Origin of the sequence: Aeromonas sp. Y289-2, assembly GCF_027705925.1 — a bacterium.
Lineage (GTDB): Bacteria > Pseudomonadota > Gammaproteobacteria > Enterobacterales > Aeromonadaceae > Aeromonas > Aeromonas veronii.
The window spans coordinates 354,401-375,231 of the sequence record NZ_JAPDCH010000001.1 but is presented as its reverse complement, the minus strand read 5'-3'; the positions used below and the strand labels follow the sequence as shown (position 1 = coordinate 375,231).

The window sequence follows — 20,831 nt, the reverse complement described above, 5'->3', positions numbered from 1 at the left end:
ATCCCGATAACACTTGGACCGGAGCAGTACACGAAGTACATTGCCCCGCTATTTCTAAGTACGGTTTTCAACTTTCCAATAGTCACCTTCACTAGATGGTTTGTTATTTTTATCGTCATCCATACATCGAGTCACTTTATTTTTTCCTGTGCCCATTAAAAGCGGGAACCAAATAGGATTTTTATCTTTGGTAAGCATAAAATAGACTGGATCTTCAATGGTTACGTTCTGTGGCTCTTTTGGGCTGCAAAGTAAAAAGTGAGGCTTTACATTTGGCCAAGTATCTTCATCGCCGAAAATAGCCTTGAATCGTTTGTTTTTACTGTTTAACTGAGCGTTGGTAAAATAGCTGTCGCCTTTAGCCTCAATCATCACAATATGGGTTGTGTTTTCGTGATCAACAAAGGCAAGAAGAAAGTCGACATCCTCTTGAGTACCTGATATTTGATAGTCTATCTTAACACCGTCATTTTCTATCGAATTCCGTTTGAAGGCTGTGTTGGCATCATTTTGGGTTAGGAACAAGCTGGCATAAATCCAGTCAAGGTGGTAATCCATTGCAGCAAAGTATTTTCTGGGGATGGTGAGACCGATTAGGTTTGATATCTTATCAAGCTGGTTGTCATCCATGCGAAATTCTGGGTTTCCCAGCATTTGGCCAATTAGGTAAAACCGCTCTTTGCGGTTAAACGATTTCAAATTATCAATTAGGTTATCGCTCATACAAATCTCGAAAATGTATCTTGTCTGATAGGAAATAATGCAATGGAAATCGGTGTATATCGTAGGGTGTAATGAACGAAGTGAATTACACCTCTATCTCAGATCGGCATGAATCCTGTATCTGATATTTTCCTCAGGGCTATGGGTCGGGTGTTGCCCCCTGTTGTTCGCCGAGGTGAGCCCGTTTGCCAGGCCGCCGAGCGAGCGCCGCTGTGCCATGGGACAAACGGGTGAACTGAGGGAACCCGACGCAGGAGGGCGAACAATTGGGGGAGAAGACTTTTGGTGTTATTTGCCAAAGAGAGCGGGTCTTTCCAAAGTCACTCGCCAAGCCGCGCAGCGGCGGCGACACCCCGTCGAGGACGGAGTCCTCGTGTCCTGCATGGCGAAGTCATGCCCATCAGGCTAGTGACCCCTCACCCTAGCCCTCTCCCGCAAGGGGAGAGGGGACGGTTACCTTGGCGCAGGGGCGGGAGACCGGCTGGTCTCCGCTAAAGTGGCTACCGCCCCTGACTGTCGCTACCAGATTGCGCCGTTGACCATTGATCTCGGAAAAGGGGTCAACAGACGCCCGTCGCCATATTACGGAGCCAGAGTGGTCTTATCTATGGTTTTGATGAGCTAACTATCAGAAAAGAGTGATTTTTTGCGCTGGCACAAACTTTTATTAATTAGTGATTAGTTGTTGGTTGCCGGGGTTTGGTCGTAGCGGGGCGGTGGGGTGACGCCGCGAGGGGGGACGCAAAAGGTAAAAGAGGGGAGCGCAAACGGAAAAAGCGAAGGGGCCCGCAATGGGCCCCTTGTTGTTGGCGTTCGACGCCGCGCCGCTATTTGGCGGCGGGGGTTGGGAAGTATTTGCTGTGCAGCAGCGGGTATTCGCTGCTCGCCAGCACCTGGGTCAAACCGGTCTGGAACTCCTTGACCAGCTCGTCGCTCACCGGATGGCTGAAGGCGAAGCAGAACTGCTCGGAGCTCAGCACCCACTGCTCCTTGAAGCGGGCGGGATCGAGTTTTTGTTCGACGATCAGCTGCTCCATGGTGGTCTTGTTGGTGGAGACCAGATCGACCCGGCCTGAGGTGAGCATCTTCAGCGCCTGTGCCAGCCGGTTGGCGGCCATCAGTTTGGTTTCGTCAAAGCCGTTGTTGAGCAGCAGTTGCTCCCCCACATCGGCCCGCACCGCGCCGATATTGAACGCCTTGGCATCGTCGAGCTTGGTGATGGTGATATTGCGATCGGCCAGCCCCACCAGCACGATCTCGGCATACCCGATGGGGCAGGCCCACTTGAACAGGGGATCCCGCGCCTGGGTGCGGGCGGTGGAGAAGAGCACCGCATTGGGCTTTTGGGTCAGCAGGTAGTAACCGCGCGCCCACGGCATGATGGTGATGGGCTGCGCCGGTGTATTGGTTTTTTTCCACACCAGTTGCAGCAGTTCGACCGCGAGGCCGGTGGGGGCGCCGCTGGCATCGGCATAGTTGTAGGGTTTGTACTCTTCGGTGATGTAGTGCAGTTTGCCAAGCTCAGGACTCGCCTGTGCGAGGGTGGCCAGCAGCGCCCCGGCCAATCCAATCCATGGTTTCATTTTTGCCATCCTGATCAAGGGAATATCTGCTCAAGTGTGACCAAGCTGGCCGATTTCGCCAAGGCGAGGGAGCATGTTTGGCAAAAATGCGTGAGGGGCGGCCGCCATCTTGCGCCCTATGTCGGCGGCGATCGGGGCGTTAGCGCAGCGGCAGGTATTTGACTTGCAGGGCCGAGAAATCCGCCGAGGCGACGACCTGGGTCAGCGCCTGCTGAAAGAGGGCGACCTCGCTGTCGGGCACCTGACGGCTGAAGGCGTAGCAGAGCGGTCTGGCATCCAGCACAAAGGCGACATGAAAGTCATCCGGCTTGAAGCCCAGTTGTTGCAGGGTTTGATAGCCCGCCAGCTTGTTGGTCGCAAACAGATCGGCGCGACCTGAGGTGAGCATTTTGGCCGCCTGGGTGAGGCGGTTGGCCAGCATCAGCTGGCGCTCATCGATACCGCGTTCGAGCAGCAGCTGTTTGGAGACGGTGGAGCGCACCACGCCGACCTTGTAGCGGCTGATCTCGGCCTCCGAGCCGAGAGTTATGTTGTCCGCCTTGCGCCCCAGCAGCACAAATTCCGAGTGATCGATGGGGCAGGCCCACTTGAAGAGTGCTTCCCGCTGCGGGGTGCGGGCGGTGGCAAACAGCACCACATTGGGTTTTTGTTGCAGCAGGTTGTAGCCCCGGGCCCAGGGCATAATGCGGATGGGCTGGGGCGACACGCCGCGCGCTTTCCAGATAAGCTGCATCAGCTCCACCGACAATCCGGTCGGCATCCCTTGCTGGTCGCTGAAATTAAACGGGGGAGATATTTCGCTCAGATACTCGAGCTTGCCCGGATCGGCCTGCGCGAAGGTGGCCCACAAGAGCAGTAGCAGATGAGGTAGGTGCCATGTCCGCACGGGAAAGATCCTTCGCAATCAACTATGTAGCCCAGTTTGACTGCTTGCGGCGGGAATAGCTAGCCACCTCTATTGCATCTTTCATCAATAAAATGGGCAGCGAACCGCTGCCCATCGGGTGAGTGAGTGCTCAGCGCACCGGCAGGTATTTGGCCTGCAATTTGCGAAACTCTTCCGAGGCGAGGGCGCGGGTCAGGCCCTGCTGAAAGAGGGTGATCTCGCTGTCGGGCACCTGACGGCTGAAGGCGTAGCAGAGCTGCTCGGCGCTCAGCACCATGGCCACGTTGAAGTCGTCGCTGCTCAGCTTCAGTTCGCGGATGGCGTCATATCCCGCCAGCTTGCTGGTGGCGAGCAGGTCGGCGCGGCCGGAGAGCAGCATCTTCAACCCCTGCGACAGGCGGTTGGCCGGGATGATGTTGTTGTCATCCATGCCGTTGTTGAGCAGCAGCTGCTCGGCGGCATCCGAGCGCACCGCGCTGATCTTGTACTGGCTCATCTGTTCGAAAGCGGTCAGGGTGATGTTTTGCGCTTTGCGGCCGAGCAGTATGTACTCCGAGTAGCCGATGGGGCAGACCCACTTGAAGAGATCCTCCCGCGCCTGGGTGCGGGCGGTGGAGAAGAGCACCACGTTGGGCTTCTGGGTTAGCAAGTAATAACCTCGCGCCCAGGGCAGGATGCGCACCGGCTGGGGTGTCACGCCGCTGTGTTGCCAGACCATCTGCAGCAGATCGACCGCAAGGCCGGTGGGCTGGCCTTGCGGATCGCTGAAGTTGTAGGGGGGGTACTCTTCGGTGAGGTACTCGAGCTTGCCCAGATCAGCCCGGGCCGTCGAGGCCCAGCAGAGCAGCAACAGATGACAGATCAGCCATATCCTCATTGGGAACATCCTTAGCGATCAACCTTCCCTTGAGTGTGACCATGAACAGAGTAAATAGCCACTCACTGCCGCTACCAGCGGGCGCGGATCTGCCCGATGGGCTGGTAGGCCTCATCCCGCAGCCCCACCAGCAGGGTCTTGCCATCCGCTTGCAGCCGGAACTCGCCGTAGCGGGCCGCTTCGTACTGCTCCCCCGTGCCCTCTTCAAAGAAGTAGGCATCGGGGCCGATCTGCCACTGCCGCTCACTCTGGTGCACCTGCAATAGCCGCTCATCGCTGGCGAGTCGATCCGGTTTGCCATCGATCACCAGACTGGCCACCTGATGGGCATCGAGGCGGATCACCAGGGTATCGCTGCCCTTGTTTTGAGTCGTACGGGTGTCGCGGCTGGTCAGCTCGCGGGCAATTTCATAGTTGAGCCGCATGTAATCCCCCTGCATCAGGGAGCGGGGATCGACCGGAGCGAGCCGCAGCAGCACCACTTCGCCGCTGCTCATGGCGTGCTCATAGCGCCAGACGGTGGCATTGATGCCCGCCAGGATGGCGAGGCCGCTCAGCAACAGGGCGAGTTGTCGGGTGACGGGTTTCATGAGTCGCTCCTTGCCGCGAAGGTGGTGAGCAGCTGGCGGGCCCCCAGCAGCAGGATGCCGGAGCCCAGCAGCAGCCAGGATTTGGTCATCAGGGTGAGCCCCAGATCGTAGTAATAGAGCGAGCCATAGCCGAGCAGCAGCAGGGCCGAGAGGGTCATCAGCCCCAGACTGCCGGCATAGAAGCCGAGGATCAGCACCAGTGCGCCTGCCCCCATGCCGGGGATGATGGCACTGATCAGCACCAGCGGCAGGCCAAACAGCAGGGGGAGCCTCAGCTTCACCATCACCGCCAGCAGCAGGGCGGCGCAGAGCAGGGGATTGAGCCAGAGCGGCAGGCGAGACAGCCCCAGCTCGTCCAGCACGCTGCTGCCACCATCCCAAAGCGGGTGGTGCAGACGGCCCAGCACCAGCAGGGAGAGGGCGAGCCCCAGCGTGATGGAGTGGTAGAGCTGGTGACGCTCTGGATCCCTATCTGCCCGCAGCCAGCAGAAGGTGATGGCCGCCATCACTAGCGGCAGCGCCAGCAGTTGCAGCCCGAGGCAAGCGAGGCCAAGGGTGAGCAGCAGGGCCGCCGCCACGCTGTGAAACAGCCGCACCAGCCAGTGATCGAACAGCACGGCGATGGCAAGGGAGAGCAGGCACAGACCGAACCAGAGCAGGGCGTGATGGAGATCCAGCTGATCGAGCAGGCCATAGAGCAGCCAGGCATCGGCCGCCAGAGTGAGGGCCAGCACGAACTGATCCCAGAGATCGCCGCTTTGGCTGCGATTGAGGGCGTAGGCCCCCGCCAGCAGCACGGCCCCCAGCAGCAGGGCGCTGTTGGCCTCGCGGGTCAGCTGCTCGAAGGTGAGAAACAGGAAAAAGAGCAGGAACAGGGCGGCAATCCAGCCCACCAGCCCCAGCAGAAAGCGGCTCGACCAGTGGGGCTGGTTGTTGCGGGGCATCTCCCCCTCCACCAGATTGGCCTGTTGCAGTGCTTGCCAAAGGGTCAGATCACTCATGAGACCTCCGTTGTTGTTGCAGCCAGCGGGCGGCGGTGACCGAAAGGCCGATGGCGATCAGGCTCAGCAGCAAGAAACCGTTGATATCGGGCTCCATCCACTTGCCCAGCGCCGCGAGGATGACGGCAATCAGACTGAGGCACCCCATGGCGAGTCCGGCGATAAATCTGTGGTGCCAAAGGGCATAGGCCGCAGCGAGCCAGCCAAGCCAGAGCGGCCACACCAGCGGGGAGGCAGCATCGAAGAGCGCCAGCAGGGTGAGCAGGGTGGTCCCCAGACCTGCGGCCAGACCCGCCAGCCAGCTTGGCATCAGGCGCCAGCGGTTTGGTGCCAGCAGAAGCAGACCCCAGAGGGCGGCGTTGAGCAGGGTAAGGCACCAGCCCAATCCCTCTTCATCGAAGGTAAAGAAGAACGTGAACAAACCGAGCCGCCAGTAGAGCACTAGCGCCAGCTGGCCGAGCAGCCAGCTTAAGGTCCAGAGCAGCGGGCTTTGGCCAAATGCCGCCAGCGGCACCAGCATCAGCGCCCAGGTGGCGAACAGCTGCCAGGGATCGGCGCCGGTCTGGTAGGTCTGACCCACCAGCGCCAGCAGGGCGCCGATATTGAGGGCGATAGCGAGCAGCAGCGCCTGACGGGGGGTATCCCCCAGCGGTTTGTGCCACAGCAGAAGCAGCATGGCGAGCAGCGGTGCCTCCAGCAGTGCGAGGCGGGAGACCCGGCCCAGCTCTTGCCAGTTGAAGGCGACGAAGAAGATGAGGCCAGCCCCGATGCAGAGGGCGCCGAGCCAGAGCAGCAGCCGGTCAAACAGCCACTGCCAGCGCGCCGGATGGGGGGGAAGATCGGCGAGGGTCAGGGCGTCCGCCAGCTTCTCTGGCGCCAGCCGTCCCTGTTTGACCCATTCGAGAAGCGTCTCTCTTGATACGTTGTGCATGGGGGGACTCCGCGAGGTTTGCCCCATTATGGCATGAGGCACCCGCAACCGTGCACTGCCCCTTGGCTCTGCGGCTGGTGGTTGCGACAGCGGGTTACGCAATAGACACAGCAGTAAACAAAAAAGCCCTCCACAGGGGAGGGCTTGGTCATCGGGTACGGGCCATCAGGCAAAGATCAGGGTGCTCACCCCGAGGCCGACGAAGAGGATGGCGCAGGCGATGCGGATCCCCTTGAGCGGCAGCTTGTCTGCCCCCAGCTTGCCGATCAGCACCACAGGCACGTTGGCCAGCATCATGCCGAGGGTAGTCCCGGTAATGACCTGCACCAGCGAGTCATACTTGGCGGCCAGCAGCACGGTGGCGATCTGGGTCTTGTCGCCAATCTCGGCGATAAAGAAGAGCACGAAGGTGGCCATAAAGGGGCCGTATTTATCCAGCGAGCTCTCCTCGTCATCCATCTTGTCCGGCACCAAAATCCAGATAGCCATGGCGATAAAGGCGATGGCGACCAGCCAGGTCATTATCTTGGGATCGAGCCAGCGACTAATGAACTCGCCAATCCAGGCAGCGCCCGCATGGTTGAGCAGGGTAGCCGCCAGCATGCCGGCGATGATGGGCCAGGGCTTGCGAAAACGGCAGATGAGCAGCAACGCCAACAGCTGGGTTTTATCGCCGATTTCGGCAATGGCGACGCTGAGGGTTGAGGTTAACAAGGCTTCCATAAAAATGACCGGGGGACGGAATTGTTATAAACCAAAGACAAGCCTGCGCCATCCGTCCCCGGTATTGGCACTGGCCCGTCAAAGGTCTTGTCAAATCCATGGCTGGCATGGATCACCCTGACCATGGTGATTTGGCACCAAGTATGTTGATCAGGGTCGCAAACCGGTATTCATGCAATGGATGGCACCGGTGTGCGAGACTACTCCCCCTCGATGGGAGCGGGCATTCTAGGGAAAAACCGCATGAGTGACAAGGGGATCAGCCACCCACCAGCTTGACGCTGAAACCGGCTTTCTCCAGCTCGGTTTTGATCAGGTCCCGTTTATCCCCCTGGATCTCGATTACCCCCTCCTTGATACCGCCTCCGGTGCCGCACTTTTTCTTGAGCAGGGTGGCCAGGGATTTTTGCTGATCGGCGGGTACGCCATGAATGGTGATCACCCCGGCACCCTTGCGCCCCTTGGTCTCGCGGCGAATGCGCACGGTGCCGTCGGTGGGGAAGGGGGAGGCGGATTGGGGAGCGCTCTGCTCCTTGATCATGCCGCCATCTGTGCTGTAAACGAGGCGGCTGTTGTTGTCGTGACTCATGGCAATACTTTATGGGTTAGCTAAGCGGAGTTTGATTTTACTCAAATAAAAGTTGAAGACACAGCTTATAATGCCCCAAGTAAAAGCGAATTATTATTGTTTAACTTCAGGAGTCAGTCATGGTACTCACGCAGTTGTCACCGGGACAGAGTGCTCGCATCAAGAATATGAATCAGCTCGCCCGGCCGCTGCGCCGCAAACTGATGGTGATGGGCCTGTTGCCCCAGACTGAAGTCATCTATCTGCGCTCCGCCCCCCTGGGGGACCCGCTCCAGATCCAGTGCCAGGGGATCTGTCTCTCCATGCAAAAGAGTCTGGCCCAGCAAATAGAAGTCGAGCCGGTATAACCCCCTGTTCGGCTACCGCTCTGGTTCAGAAACGTCACCGGGAGCGGTTCAGAGACAAGAAGTCGAACCTGCAAAGCGGCTTGTCACACGCACGCGGCGGGTTCAGAAGAAAATAGAGGTAGAGCTGGTATGAATTATTCCCTGGTAACGGTAGGTAACCCCAATAGCGGCAAGACCTCCCTGTTCAACGCCCTGACCGGCGCCCGCCAGCAGGTAGGCAACTGGAGTGGTGTCACCGTCGACAAGAAGATGGGTGAGTTCAGCGCGGGTGAGCATCACTTCAAGCTGATGGATCTGCCCGGCATCTATAGCCTGGCCAGTCAGGATGGCAGTCTGGACGAGCAGATCGCCAGCCGCTTTGCCCAGGGCCAACAACCCGACCTGCTGCTCAACGTCATCGACGCCGCCAATCTGGAGCGCTCCCTCTACCTCACGCTGCAACTGCGCGAACTGGGCCTGCCCATGGTGGTGGTGCTCAACAAGCTGGATATCCTGCAAAAGCGCCGCATCGTCATCGACGAGAGCAAGCTCGGCAAATCCCTCGGTTGCCCTGTAGTGGCCCTCTCTGCCCACAACAGCAAGCAGGTTGCCGCCTTCAAGCAGCAGATCCGGCAGTTTATCGGTCAGCCGCAAGCCGCCTTGCAACTCGATTACGGCCACGCGCTTGAAACCGATCTGGCGGAGCTGGAGACCCTGCTCGCCCCGCATCACCTCACTACCCGTGGCCGCGCCCTGCGCCTGCTGGAAGAGGATGCGGTGATGCAGGAGACCCTGCTGCCCGGTCAGCAGGCGGCCGCCGCCAATGTAGTGGCTCGCGCCCATCAGGGACAGGATATCGACCTGCAACTGGCGGATATTCGCTACGGCCATATCCACCAGTGGGTACAACAGGCTCGTCAGCAGAAGGGCAAGCTCACCGAGGCCCAGAGCGAGTGGCTGGATCGGGTGCTGCTCAATCGCTGGATTGGCATCCCCTTCTTTCTGTTTGTCATGTACCTGATGTTCCTGTTTGCCATCAACGTTGGCAGCGCCTTTATCGACTTCTTCGACATCATGGGCGGCGCCCTGTTTGTCGATGGGGTGCACCACCTGCTGGGGCTGGTCAATGCCCCCGAGTGGCTGGGCGCCATTCTGGCGGACGGCTTTGGCGTTGGCTTGCAGACCGTGGCCACCTTTATTCCGGTGATTGGCTGCCTCTATCTGTTCCTCGCGGTGCTGGAGAGCTCCGGCTATCTGGCCCGTGCCGCCTTCGTGGTGGATGCCCTGATGCGCCGTCTCGGCCTGCCGGGCAAGGCGTTCGTGCCGATGCTGATGGGCTTTGGTTGTACCGTCCCCTCGGTGATGGCGACCCGTACCCTCAACTCCGAGCGGGAGCGGCTGATGACCTCCGCCATGGCCCCCTTCATGTCGTGCGGTGCCCGTCTGCCGGTTTACGCCCTGTTTGCGGTGGCATTCTTCCCCGAGTCAGGTCAGAACCTAGTGTTCGGTCTCTACCTCATCGGCATTCTGGTGGCGGTGCTCACCGGCCTGTTGCTGCGCAGCACCCTGCTGCCGGGCAAGAGCGACTCCATGCTGATGGAGATGCCGGATTACGAGTGGCCGCGTCCGGTCAACGTTGCCATCAAGACCTGGCAGAAGCTTAAATCTTTCGTCTTTGGCGCCGGTAAAACCATCGTGCTGGTGGTCGCCGTGCTGAGCGTGCTCAATTCGCTCGGCACCGATGGCAGCTTTGGCCATCAGGAGCAGGAGAGCTCGGTCCTGAGCAAAATCAGCCAGGCGGTGACCCCGGTGCTGCACCCCATCGGTGTACGCGATGACAACTGGCAGGCCACAGTCGGTATCGTCACCGGTATCTTCGCCAAAGAGGCGGTGGTCGGTACCCTCAACAGCCTCTACGCCGGTGGTGGCGCAGATGAAGAGGAGGCGAGCGAGTTCTCGCTGGTGGCCAGTTTCCACGAGGCGATCGATGCCGTGGCGGCCAATCTGGCGGAGATCAACCCGAGCGACCCCATGGGGCTTGATGTTGGCAACCTCGACGATCAGAAAGCTGCCGCCGAGGCGCAGGAGGTGGATGTCTCCACCTACGGCAATATGCAGACCCACTTCGACGGGGCGGCCGGTGCCTTTGCCTACCTCTTGTTCGTGCTGCTCTACATGCCTTGCGCGGCAGCCATGGGCGCGCTGGTGCGGGAAACCGGTCGCCAGTGGGCGCTGATGACGGCGGTATGGTGCAACTACATGGCCTTTATGTGCGCCACCCTCTTCTATCAGGTGGCCACCTTCGCCGCTCACCCGGAGCAGAGCCTGTTCTGGATCGCCAGCTACGGCCTCTCTCTGGTACTGCTCTGGTGGGCCGGTCGCCGTCACGGTGACATCGTTGCCCGCAAGGTGGTGACCTTATGATCCTGCGCGAGCTGGGGGATTACCTCGCCGCGCAGCAGAAGGTGAGCCGGCGTGAACTGGCTCGCCACTTCCACACCTCGGAAGATGCGGTGGAGGCCATGCTCGGCGTCTGGATGCGCAAGGGGCGGGTCATCAAGCGCGAGAGTCGGGTCTGTGGTGGCAGTTGCTGCGGCAAGAGCGAGGAGGTGATGTTCGAGTGGTGTGACGCGGGCCAGATTGGATTCAAGATCCGCTAAACGACTACTCAACCTCATCACCAAACATCGAACAATAAAAAATGGCAGATCCTGCTCAAGGGTCTGCCGTTTTTATTGCTGAAGACAGGCGGGCTCAGGCGCCTTGGCGAGCCTCGCTCAGCAGTGCCAGCGCCGGTTGGGCGTTGTCCGGCATCAGCCGGTAGGCTTTGTGGTGTTTGACCAGGGTGGTCTTCTTGTTGCCCTGGCTCAGCAGCAGGCCGTGCTTGAAGGCCGCCTCAGCCAGCACCTTCTCGTCACCGCGCACATAGAGGGTGAGGGGTTTGACAAGCTCACCGTCCTCGATATGGCCTTCATATTCGCTATGGCTTACCACCAGACTCGGCTGACCGCCCGATTGCAGGCGCAGCTTGGCGTTCACTTCGCTCTCGGTCAGCACCAGCCAGCCTGCCGCTGAGAGCTCCTCCAGCAGGGCAGCCAGCTTGGCCCCCAGTTGCTGCGGATTGGTCATGGCGCACTGGTACTGGAAGGCGATGCGCTCCAGCAATCCCTTGAGATCGGCGCCTGCACCCAGAGTGCGGCCAAGCTGCACCCAAGCTTTCAAATCTTCCATCACCAGACGGGAGAAGCGCTTCTCCTTGAGGGAGTCGGCCATCCAGGTGCAGAGAAAGTGGCTCTCTTGGGCCGGAGTGCGCTTGCCCGCCTTTTGCTCGGCGGTGCGGGCCAGTTCGGCCAGACTCTGGGTGGCCATCTCGAACAGGGCCTGATTGTAGGTCGGAGAGGTCATAAGCAATCCTTGAGTTGACCACCAGGGGCCAACACCGATGACAGAGATGGCAAAGGCGCCAGTGGCGCCTTTGCGGTTCAAATAGAGCAACTGCCCGCTTTATTTCGGCTGACGGGGCTTCTTGGCGGCGGCCAGACGCTTGAGGCGCTGACCCTGCAGCTTGGCTTCGGCCATCACCTGGGCTACGGCGTTATCTTCACGCTGCGGGCGCTTGCCGAAGCGGCGACGCTCCTGCAACTGCTTGATCAGCTCGTCACGGCTGCTCACCTCATAGCCCGGTACCATGATGCGGCGGATCTTCTGGCCGATCAGGGCCTCGATCTCCAGCAGAGTACGCTCCTCTTCACGGCTGACGAAGGAGATGGCCATGCCGCGCTTGCCGGCACGACCGGTACGGCCGATGCGGTGCACGTAATCTTCCGCCAGGAACGGCAGATCATAGTTGACCACGTATTCCAGATCCGGAATGTCCAGACCACGGGCGGCCACTTCGGTGGCGACCAGTACCCGTACCTTGCCTTCCATGAATTCGCGCAGGGCGCGGCGACGGTTGCCCTGGGCCTTCTCGCCATGGACCACGGCGGACTTGATGCCGTCGAGGTTCAGCTCCTCGACCAGCACATCACAGCTCTCGCGGGTACTGGCGAACACCAGCACCTGCTGCCAGTTCTGCTTGCCAATCAGCTCTGAGAGCAGCTCGCGCTTGCGCTTCTGCTCGACCGGATAGACGGTGTGGCTGACGGTGTCGGCGGTGGAGTTCTGCTTGTTGACGCTGACGATCTGCGGTCTGTCCAGCATCAGGTTGGCCAGCTTCTTCACCGCGTCGGAGAAGGTGGCGGAGAAGAGCAGGTTTTGACGGGTCTTGTTGACCGCTTGCAGGATCTTCTGCACATCGGCACTGAAGCCCATGTCGAGGATGCGATCCGCTTCATCCATCACCAGACACTCGACGCCGGAGAGGCTGAGGTTGCAGGCGGTGAGGTGCTCAAGCAGACGGCCCGGGGTGGCCACAATGATGTGAGCGCCCGCTTTGAGCTTCTTGGCCTGCACGTCCTGCTTGCCACCGCCGACGATGGTGATGGTGGTGATATCGAGATACTTGGCGAAGTCATTGATGTTGCTCGCCACCTGAGCCGCCAGCTCGCGGGTCGGGGTCAGGATCAGCACACGGGCGTTGGAAGGCTGGACCGGAGCCGGATTGTCTACCAGACGCTGCAAGATGGGCAGGGCGAAGGCGGCGGTCTTGCCGGTACCGGTCTGGGCGCTGGCCAGCACATCGCGGCCACGGCGAATGGCCGGGATCGCCTGTTGCTGCACAGGGGTCATCTCCTGATAACCGCAATCTGAGACAGCACGCAAAATCTCGGGGGCAAAATCGAACGATTCAAATCTCATAATGGGTTCCTGTGTTCCAGCTGGGCTGTGTTTGGCTTGGTTAGCTCGGCATGAGCGAGACGGAGGTTGTAACCACCGACGGCTGCGCCTGACATCAAGTCAGAGAGTGAGCCGGAAAATGGCGGGCGCGAAGTGTAACAGATAGACGTCACAAATTCTGCCTCAAATGGTTGTCCTTTTCTCATCCTTTGTGGTGTGAATGGCGGTTGAAAGCAATCATTTGACTCCCAAATGCCAAGCTTGGAGGTGTGGGCTAACGGTTTTGGGCAAGGACGAGAGGGATATCAATGGAACTGGAACAGTTAAAACGCCAGCTGGAGCAGCTGGGCGAGCGCAATGACAGCATGCAGCAGGCACGCCACCGCAAGCTGCTCAATATCACCCGCGACACGGGGGAGTTGCTGTCAGTGCTGGTGCAGACCCGTGGGGCGCAGGCGGTGCTGGAGATCGGCACCTCCAATGGTTACTCCACACTCTGGCTGGCAGAAGCGGTGCGTCGGCTGGAGGGGCACGTTACCACCATTGAGCTGGATGAGGATAAGCGCGTGCTGGCCCATGACAACTTTCAGCGGGCAGGGCTGGCCCCTTGGGTAACCTTGCTGGCAGGGGATGCGAGTGAGCTGTTACCGACCTTGCCGCAAGGCGGTTATCAACTCATCTTCCTCGATTCGGATCGTCAGCACTACCGGGCATGGTGGCCACAGATCCGCCGCCTGCTGGCACCCCGTGGCCTGCTGGTGGTCGATAACGCCATCTCCCATCGCAGCGAGATGGTGGAGTGGATGAACGAGGTCGGGCAGGATCCGGCCTTTGCCACCTCGCTGGTGCCGGTCGGCAAGGGGGAGTGGCTGGTGGTGCGTGTGTAGGGAGAGTGAGTATGGAATTGAACACCATGGAGCCAAAAGCAGTGGTAGAGGCCTATTGGCAGGAGATGCAGAGCAATGACTTTGCGAAGGCGGCAAGCTGGCTGGGAGATGATTTTTTCTGTGACTGGCCCCAATCGGGAGAACGGATTGTGGGGCGAGAGAATTTTATTGAGATCAATCGTCGCTACCCCGCAGCTGGCCTGTGGCGCTTCGAGATTGTCCGTCTTCTGGCACAAGGGAGTGAGGTGGTCAGTGAGGTGCTGGTCAGCGATGGGGTCGTAAATGCTCGCGCCATCACATTTCACCATGTTGCGGAAGGTAAAATTCAACAGCAGACCGAGTATTGGCCCGATGAGTATGCCGCGCCAGAATGGCGCAGTTCTTGGGTTTGTCCGATGCCAAAGAGTTAGCCATCGCTATTCACTGGCGGCATGTCAAAGAAATCAGCCCCGCATTGGCGGGGCTGATTGTGAAAGCGCATCAGGGTCTTGGTCGGTCGGATCAGACCGCCAGATAGTCCATGATCCCTTCGGCCGCTTTGCGCCCTTCGTAGATGGCGGTCACCACCAGATCGGAGCCACGTACCGCATCGCCACCGGCGAACACCTTGGGGTTGCTGGTCTGGAAGGCGTATTCCGCCTGCTCGCGGGCCTTGATGCGATCCCGGTTGTCGAGCTCGATGCCGAACTCCGCCATCCAGGGCTGGGGGTTGGGCTGGAAGCCAAACGCCATCACCACCGCATCGGCAGCCAGCACCTGCTCGGAGCCCTCGATAACCACCGGATTGCGGCGGCCATTGGCATCGGGTTCACCCAGCTCGGTGCTCACCACCTTGATGCCGACGGTGCGACCACTGGCATCCAGCTCGACCGCTACTGGTTGCAGGTTGAACATGAACTCAACCCCCTCCTCGCGGGCGTTTTTCACCTCCCGCTTGGAGCCCGGCATGTTCTCCTCGTCGCGGCGATAGGCGCAGATCACCTTGTCAGCCCCCTGACGGATGGCGGTACGTACACAGTCCATGGCGGTATCGCCACCGCCCAGCACCACCACCTGCTTGCCAGCGAAGTCGATATAGTCGGCTTGCGCCTTCTCAAAGCCCAGCAACCGGTTGGCGTTGGCGATGAGGTAGGGCAGGGCGTCATAGACGCCCGGCGCCTCTTCGTTGGTAAAGCCGCCCTTCATGTACTTGTAGGTGCCGACCCCGAGGAAGACCGCATCGAACTCGCCGAGCAGGTCGGCGAAGGTGATGTCCTTGCCCACTTCGGTTTCGAGACGAAACTCCACGCCCATTCCCTGGAAGATCTCGCGGCGACGCTGCATCACCTCTTTTTCCAGCTTGAAGGAGGGGATACCGAAAGTGAGCAGGCCACCGATCTCCGGATACTTGTCAAACACCACCGGGGTGACGCCATTGCGTGCCAGCACATCGGCACAGGCGAGACCCGCTGGGCCGGCGCCGATGACGGCGACCCGCTTGCCGGTCTTGACCACGTTCGAGAGATCGGGCTTCCAGCCCATCTCGAACGCCTTGTCTGTGATGTACTTTTCGATGTTGCCGATGGTCACCGCGCCGAAGCGATCGTTGAGGGTGCAGGAGCCCTCACAGAGGCGATCCTGCGGGCAGACCCGGCCACACACTTCCGGCAGGCTGTTGGTCTGGTGGGAGAGCTCCACCGCCTCCAGAATGCGCCCCTCTTTGGCCAGCTTCAGCCAGTTGGGGATGTAGTTGTGGACCGGACACTTCCACTCGCAGTAGGGGTTGCCGCACTCGAGGCAGCGATCCGCCTGCATCTGTACCTGCGGCTGATTGAAGGACTCGTAGATCTCCACAAACTGGATTTTGCGGATCTTGAGCGGCTTCTTGGGCGGGTCGACCCGCTGGACATCGATAAACTGAAATACGTTCTGGCTCATAGGGTTCCCTCCTTATTGCGCCTGGATTCTGAGTTCTGCACTGGAACGGCTGGTGTGACCCAGCAGCGATTTCACGTCGCTGGACTTGGGTTTGATCAGCCTGAACTTGGGCACATAGGAGTCGAAGTTGGCCAGGATCTCCTCGGCGCGCGAGCTGCCGGTCTCATTGAGGTGCGCCGTGATGATGCCGCGCAGGTGCTCCTGATGGATGGCGAGATCCGCCACGTCCAGCAGTTCCACCAGCTCGGGGTTGGTGCGCTTGGCGAAGTTGCCGCATTCGTCGAGCACGTAGGCAAAGCCGCCGGTCATACCCGCCGCGAAGTTGACGCCGGTCTGACCGAGTACGGTGACGATACCACCGGTCATATATTCACAACCGTTGTCGCCAATTCCCTCGACTACCGCCAGGGCACCGGAGTTGCGCACCGCGAAACGCTCGCCGGCAGTGCCCGCGGCGTAGAGTTTGCCGCCGGTGGCGCCGTAGAGGCAGGTGTTGCCGATGATGGCTGCTTCGTGGGATTTGAACGCCACGCCGACATGGGGCTTGATCACCAGCTTGCCGCCGGTCATCCCCTTGCCCACGTAGTCGTTGGCGTCCCCGGTGAGGATCATCTCAAGGCCGCCTGCGTTCCAGACGCCGAAGCTCTGGCCTGCGGTACCGTTGAAGTGCACCTTGACCGGATCTGCCGCCATCCCCTGGTTGCCGTGGCGTTTGACGATTTCGCCCGAGAGGCGTGCACCCACGGAGCGGTCGGTGTTGCGAATGTCATAGCGGAACTCGCCGCCGCTTGAGGTTTCCACCGCTTCCAGCAGATCTTCCACCATTTTCAGGTTGAGCGGCCCCTTGTCGAAGGTGGGGTTGTGCTGCTGGCTGAACAGGCTGGAGCCTGCCGGTGCCACCGGACGGGCCAGTATGCCGGAAAGATCCAGCTTGGCCTGACGGGCGGTGAGGCCGGGCAGGGCTTCCAGCAGATCGGTGCGGCCAATCAGGTCGGTCAGCTGGGTGACGCCGAGCTGGGCCATCAGCTCGCGGGTCTCCTCGGCGATGAACTTGAAGTAGTTCATCACCATCTCCGGCAGGCCGGTGAAGTGCTCGCGACGCAGCTTCTCATCCTGAGTGGCAACGCCGGTGGCGCAGTTGTTCAGGTGGCAAATACGCAGGTATTTGCAACCGAGCGCCACCATGGGGCCGGTGCCAAAACCGAAGCTCTCGGCGCCGAGGATGGCCGCCTTGATGATGTCGAGGCCTGTCTTGAGACCGCCATCCACCTGCAGCCGCACCTTGTGGCGCAGACCGTTGGCGACCAGCGCCTGTTGGGTCTCGGCCAGACCCAGTTCCCACGGGGAACCGGCATATTTGACCGAGGTGAGGGGGCTCGCGCCAGTGCCGCCGTCATAACCGGAGATGGTGATGAAGTCGGCATAGGCCTTGGCCACGCCGCAGGCAATGGTGCCGACGCCAGGCTCGGAGACCAGTTTCACCGACACCAGACAGCTCGGGTTGATCTGCTTGATGTCGAAGATGAGCTGGGCCAGATCCTCGATGGAGTAGATGTCGTGGTGCGGCGGCGGCGAGATCAGGGTCACGCCGGGCACGGAATAACGCAGCTGGGCGATCTGGGCGGTGACCTTGTCACCGGGCAGTTGGCCACCTTCGCCGGGCTTGGCACCCTGCGCCACCTTGATCTGCACCACATCGGCGTTCATCAGGTAGTGGGGGGTGACACCGAATCGGCCGGAAGCCACCTGCTTGATGCGGGAGTTCTTTTCGGTACCGAAACGCTTGGGATCTTCGCCCCCTTCGCCGGAGTTGCTTTGACCGCCGAGGCGGTTCATGGCAACAGCCAGCGCCTCGTGAGCCTCAGGACCGAGGGCGCCGATGGACATGGCGGCGGAGTCGAAGCGGGGGAAAAGCTTGTCGGCCGGCTCCACTTTATCCAGAGCGACCGGATTGTCGACCTTCTTCAGCGCCAGCAGATCGCGCAGGGTGGCAACCGGGCGCTCGTTCACCAGACGGGCGTACTCCTTGTAATCGGCATAGTTGCCGGAGCGCACCGCGGTTTGCAGGGTCTGCACCACATCCGGGTTGTAGGTGTGGTACTCGCCGCCGTGGACGAACTTGAGCAGGCCGCCGTGGGCGAGGGGCTTGCGCACCAGCCAGGCCTGACGGGCCAGATTGTGCTGATCCTGCTGGATGTCGGCAAAGTCGGCACCCTGAATACGGCTGGAAACGCCGCGGAAGCAGGTATCGACCACCGACTTGGCGAGGCCTACCGCTTCGAACAGCTGGGAGCAGCGGTAGCTGGCGACCGTGCTGATGCCCATCTTGGACATCACCTTGTAGAGCCCCTTGTTGATGCCGTTGCGGTAGTTGACCATGGCCTGGCGCAGGGACATGGTGAGCACGCCCTCTTCAACCTGTTTGGCCAGGGTTTCGTAGGCCAGATAGGGGTAGATGGCGGTCGCGCCAAAGCCCAGCAGCACCGAGAAGTGGTGCGGATCGCGGCAGCTTGCGGTCTCCACCAGAATGTTGGCGTCGCAGCGCAGGTTGTTGTCCACCAGGGTGCGCTGTACCGCACCCACCGCCATGGCTGCCGGGATCGGCAGGGTGTCGGCGCTGATATCGCGATCCGACAGCACCAGCAGTACGGTACCGCTCCTGGCGGCGGTTTTGGCCTCCTCGCAGATGCGCTCGATGGCCGCTTCCAGTCCCTCTTCGGGCTTGAAGTTGAGGCTGATCACCTGATGACGGTAGTACTCACCTTCCAGTGCCAGCAGCTGGTGGAAGTCGGAGTAGAGCAGGATCGGCGACTGGAACAGCACCCGGTGGGCGTGGCCGAAGGTCTCGTTGAAGACGTTCTGCTCGCGACCGATACAGGTGGCGAGAGACATGACGTGGTTTTCCCGCAGCGGGTCGATGGGCGGGTTGGTCACCTGGGCAAACATCTGGCGGAAGTAGTCATAGAGGGTACGCGGGCCGGAGGAGAGCACCGCCATCGGGGTGTCATCCCCCATGGAGCCCACCGCTTCCTGACCGTTTTCACCGAGAACCCGGATGATCTGATCCAGCTCCTCGAAGGAGTAGCCAAACAACTTCTGATAGGTTTTCAGCTGGTCATCGGAGAACTCGCGGCTACCGGTCTGGCTGTCGTCCATCTGCTCGAAGGGGACCAGTCGGCGGCAATGTTTATCCATCCACTGCTTGTAGGTGTGACGGTTCTTGAGGTCGTCATCGATCTCGAAGCTGGTCCACACCTTGCCGTTGCTGGTATCCACCACGAACAGCTCGCCCGGGCCGACCCGGCCCTTCTCCAGCACTTCGTCCGGGGTATAGTCCCAGGTGCCGACCTCGGAGGCGAGGGTGATGAACTTGTCCTTGGTGATGACGTAGCGGGCCGGACGCAGACCGTTGCGATCAAGTGCGCAGGTGGCGTAGCGACCATCGGTCATGACGATACCGGCGGGGCCATCCCACGGCTCCATGTGCATGGAGTTGAAGTCGTAGAAGGCGCGCAGGTCGTCATCCATGTTCGGGTGCTTTTGCCATGCTGGCGGGATCAACAGGCGCATGGCGCGGAACAGGTCCATGCCACCGGCGAGGAAGAGATCCAGCATGTTGTCGAGACTGGAGGAGTCAGAGCCGGTGGTGTTGACGAAGGGGGCCGCTTCCTGCAAATCGGGGATCAGCGGCGTCGCAAACTTGTAGCTGCGCGCCTTGGCCCACTGGCGGTTGCCGGCGATGGTGTTGATCTCGCCGTTGTGGGCCAGATAGCGGAACGGCTGGGCCAGCGGCCAGCGCGGGCTGGTGTTGGTGGAGAAACGCTGGTGGAAGACGCAGATGGCCGCCTGCATACGGATGTCGGCGAGATCCAGATAGAAGCGCGGCAAGTCCACCGGCATGCACAGCCCTTTATAGACGGTGACCAGGTTGGAGAGGCTGACCACGTAGAAGTAGTCGTCGTTGACGCGCTTTTCGATGCGGCGACGCACGATATAGAGACGGCGCTCGAGATCCTTGTCGACCCAGCCGGGCGGGGCGTTGACAAAGACCTGTTCAATGCTGGGCAGGGAGGCTTTGGCGATGGTACCCAGTACGTTGGTATCGACGGGCACCTTGCGCCAGCCGACCAGACTCAGGGTCTCTTTTTCCAGCTCTTCGTCGATGATGTCGCGGGTCTGCTGGGCCAATACGGGGTCAGGGTTGAGAAACAGCATGCCGACCGCATAGTTGCGGCCAAGGTGCCATCCCTTCTCCTCGGCGACAGCTCTGAAGAAGCTGTCCGGTTTTTGCAGCAGCAGACCGCAACCATCGCCGGTCTTGCCATCGGCGGAGATCCCGCCGCGGTGCTGCATGCGAGCCAATGCTGACATCGCGAGACGGACAAGCTTGTGGCTGGCTTCCCCTTCCATGTGGGCCAACAGGCCGAAGCCACAGTTATCCCTCTCCAGCTTTGGATCATATAGTGACATTGCATTTCTCCCTTGCTCGGCCTTGTATCGCACAGTCATCACCTGACTGCATAAATTGCGATTGGCTCTTGTGGTTCCGTCTGCCTGACGTGGCGAATCTCCAAACTAATGGGATTTTCTGGCGAGGTCAATCGCAGGTCAGGTTTGTCTTCATGGTTACATTCGCATAACAAAATGTCGGGTTAGGGGGATTGGCTCGTAGTTATGGAGTGTTTATTCTGTTTGGTTTGATTTTGTTGGTTAAATATATCGCCATTGACGGGCTCAATGGTGCGCTCGGCGACGATGGGCGAATGTAGTAATTTTACCAACCCGATGTGGCCGACAGCGGAAGGGATCACATTTTCAATATCCCATGCTTGCAATTGTGTGCTGTCGGGTCTCTTTGAATTTTTCATTATTCAACAGTGGGTTATCAGGTCTCATTTTCATATGGATGTTTATTGTTTAAATCGTCAAAGAACTGTAAAAATCCTTTTTTTGCGCTTTTTCTCTATATTTATTCAAAATTGGTCGGGTATTTATATGTTTTACCCTCTCCGCTAGCTT

Annotated in this window: 18 protein-coding genes; 5 read left to right on the top strand and 13 right to left on the bottom strand. The window is 59.9% G+C overall.

What is annotated here, in order from left to right:
• Positions 1-54 precede the first annotated feature (54 nt).
• From OKC43_RS01695 to OKC43_RS01655, 9 genes are all read right to left on the bottom strand, one after another.
• Entirely contained in the window at positions 55-723 is a 669-nt protein-coding gene (locus OKC43_RS01695) for a hypothetical protein (RefSeq protein ID WP_270803755.1), read from the bottom strand.
• Between the two features lie 827 nt (positions 724-1,550).
• Complete coding sequence (locus OKC43_RS01690) at positions 1,551-2,306, bottom strand: substrate-binding periplasmic protein (protein WP_042056222.1); 756 nt, start codon at positions 2,304-2,306, stop codon at positions 1,551-1,553.
• A gap of 139 nt (positions 2,307-2,445) precedes the next feature.
• Entirely contained in the window at positions 2,446-3,192 is a 747-nt protein-coding gene (locus tag OKC43_RS01685) for a substrate-binding periplasmic protein (RefSeq protein ID WP_270803754.1), read from the bottom strand.
• A gap of 130 nt (positions 3,193-3,322) precedes the next feature.
• Positions 3,323-4,069, bottom strand: coding sequence for a substrate-binding periplasmic protein (locus OKC43_RS01680; RefSeq protein ID WP_236321850.1), 747 nt, complete (start codon positions 4,067-4,069; stop codon positions 3,323-3,325).
• A gap of 71 nt (positions 4,070-4,140) precedes the next feature.
• Complete coding sequence (locus OKC43_RS01675) at positions 4,141-4,659, bottom strand: GDYXXLXY domain-containing protein (protein WP_270803753.1); 519 nt, start codon at positions 4,657-4,659, stop codon at positions 4,141-4,143.
• Positions 4,656-5,660 (bottom strand): DUF4401 domain-containing protein, encoded by a 1,005-nt coding sequence (locus OKC43_RS01670; RefSeq protein WP_100646147.1) that lies wholly within the window; start codon positions 5,658-5,660, stop codon positions 4,656-4,658. The genes OKC43_RS01675 and OKC43_RS01670 overlap by 4 nt, the downstream gene beginning before the upstream one ends.
• On the bottom strand, positions 5,653-6,591 hold the full coding sequence (locus OKC43_RS01665; RefSeq protein WP_270803752.1) for a DUF2157 domain-containing protein: 939 nt from the start codon (positions 6,589-6,591) through the stop codon (positions 5,653-5,655). Before OKC43_RS01665 ends, OKC43_RS01670 begins: the two co-directional genes overlap by 8 nt.
• 165 nt (positions 6,592-6,756) lie before the next feature.
• On the bottom strand, positions 6,757-7,314 hold the full coding sequence (locus OKC43_RS01660; protein WP_005337386.1) for a TMEM165/GDT1 family protein: 558 nt from the start codon (positions 7,312-7,314) through the stop codon (positions 6,757-6,759).
• 259 nt (positions 7,315-7,573) lie between these two features.
• Positions 7,574-7,903: a translation initiation factor gene (locus tag OKC43_RS01655; RefSeq protein WP_005337385.1), complete on the bottom strand. Its 330-nt coding sequence runs from the start codon at positions 7,901-7,903 to the stop codon at positions 7,574-7,576.
• 119 nt (positions 7,904-8,022) lie between these two features.
• On the opposite strand from OKC43_RS01655, the gene OKC43_RS01650 reads away from it, so the two are divergent.
• The 3 genes from OKC43_RS01650 (at position 8,023) to OKC43_RS01640 (ending at position 10,889) form a co-directional block, all read left to right on the top strand.
• On the top strand, positions 8,023-8,250 hold the full coding sequence (locus tag OKC43_RS01650; protein WP_005337384.1) for a FeoA family protein: 228 nt from the start codon (positions 8,023-8,025) through the stop codon (positions 8,248-8,250).
• Positions 8,251-8,379: 129 nt separating this feature from the next.
• Positions 8,380-10,653 carry a Fe(2+) transporter permease subunit FeoB gene (gene feoB, locus OKC43_RS01645; protein ID WP_270803751.1) on the top strand — a complete coding sequence of 758 codons (2,274 nt, stop codon included), beginning with the start codon at positions 8,380-8,382 and terminating at the stop codon, positions 10,651-10,653.
• Positions 10,650-10,889 (top strand): FeoC-like transcriptional regulator, encoded by a 240-nt coding sequence (locus OKC43_RS01640; RefSeq protein WP_043819323.1) that lies wholly within the window; start codon positions 10,650-10,652, stop codon positions 10,887-10,889. The genes feoB and OKC43_RS01640 overlap by 4 nt, the downstream gene beginning before the upstream one ends.
• A gap of 94 nt (positions 10,890-10,983) precedes the next feature.
• On the opposite strand, the gene OKC43_RS01635 is transcribed toward OKC43_RS01640, so the two are convergent.
• Both OKC43_RS01635 and OKC43_RS01630 read right to left on the bottom strand, forming a co-directional pair.
• A complete protein-coding gene (locus OKC43_RS01635; protein ID WP_270803750.1) occupies positions 10,984-11,634 on the bottom strand; it encodes a DUF2913 family protein in 651 nt (216 codons plus the stop codon).
• Positions 11,635-11,733: 99 nt separating this feature from the next.
• The gene (locus tag OKC43_RS01630; RefSeq protein ID WP_005337380.1) at positions 11,734-13,029 is read right to left on the bottom strand and encodes a DEAD/DEAH box helicase; all 1,296 of its coding nucleotides are present in this window, start codon (positions 13,027-13,029) and stop codon (positions 11,734-11,736) included.
• 287 nt (positions 13,030-13,316) lie between these two features.
• Here OKC43_RS01630 and OKC43_RS01625 point away from each other — a divergent pair, with 287 nt between their 5' ends.
• Both OKC43_RS01625 and OKC43_RS01620 read left to right on the top strand, forming a co-directional pair.
• Entirely contained in the window at positions 13,317-13,895 is a 579-nt protein-coding gene (locus OKC43_RS01625) for an O-methyltransferase (RefSeq protein WP_201906379.1), read from the top strand.
• Between the two features lie 11 nt (positions 13,896-13,906).
• Positions 13,907-14,305: a nuclear transport factor 2 family protein gene (locus tag OKC43_RS01620; RefSeq protein ID WP_064341968.1), complete on the top strand. Its 399-nt coding sequence runs from the start codon at positions 13,907-13,909 to the stop codon at positions 14,303-14,305.
• A 91-nt stretch (positions 14,306-14,396) separates the two neighbouring features.
• Here OKC43_RS01620 and OKC43_RS01615 read toward each other — a convergent pair whose 3' ends face one another.
• Both OKC43_RS01615 and gltB read right to left on the bottom strand, forming a co-directional pair.
• The gene (locus tag OKC43_RS01615) at positions 14,397-15,812 is read right to left on the bottom strand and encodes an FAD-dependent oxidoreductase (RefSeq protein WP_270803749.1); all 1,416 of its coding nucleotides are present in this window, start codon (positions 15,810-15,812) and stop codon (positions 14,397-14,399) included.
• Positions 15,813-15,824: 12 nt separating this feature from the next.
• Positions 15,825-20,282, bottom strand: a complete 4,458-nt coding sequence (gltB, locus tag OKC43_RS01610; RefSeq protein WP_201941594.1) for a glutamate synthase large subunit — start codon at positions 20,280-20,282, stop codon at positions 15,825-15,827.
• Positions 20,283-20,831 lie beyond the last annotated feature (549 nt).